The sequence below is a fragment of the Mesorhizobium sp. M2A.F.Ca.ET.039.01.1.1 genome (genome assembly GCF_003998035.1).
Taxonomy (GTDB): Bacteria; Pseudomonadota; Alphaproteobacteria; order Rhizobiales; family Rhizobiaceae; genus Mesorhizobium.
The window spans coordinates 1-459 of sequence record NZ_RZRY01001515.1; the positions used below are offsets into that span (position 1 = coordinate 1).

A 459-nucleotide genomic window follows, 5' to 3' on the forward strand; every position below is an offset into this window, starting at 1 on the left:
CTATAAAGGCGCATGCTCCATTTTCATAAACAATCATCACGCTGGCGCCGGGATCATTAAAACGCACGCCCCGCGGATTTTCGGAAGGCTCAGTTTCCTTAGCAAAGACGTGGGTCGCTTTTGCGTCGATCAGCGTGTTCGCTAAGTCTATCCAATGGGTGCCGACACATCCCAGCGCCCCACCTCCAAATCGCAGAGTTACAGTCCTAATATCGCCCATCTCCCCTTTCAGTTGGCGCACGCGCGCATAGGCGTCGCAGTAGCGTCTCCCGTGGTTGACTATGACGCGAACACCCTTTTCCTGTGCTCGGAGCTTGATATCGAATGCCTCGTCTACCGATTGCGAGACAGGTTTTTCAATTACGAGGCGCCTGAAGCCTAGGCCAAATGCCTCAGTCGCGAGCCTGTGATGCAAGTCCGCCGTCGTCGCAATGACGAGCAAGTCGACGGTGTCTGAAC

Annotated in this window: 1 protein-coding gene; it reads right to left on the reverse strand. The window is 54.9% G+C overall.

Features of this window, described 5'->3' with window-relative positions; genetic code table 11:
* Nucleotides 1-459, reverse strand: a 459-nt coding sequence (locus EOA24_RS40710; RefSeq protein ID WP_133375115.1) for a Gfo/Idh/MocA family oxidoreductase, incomplete at both ends; no start/stop codon positions are given.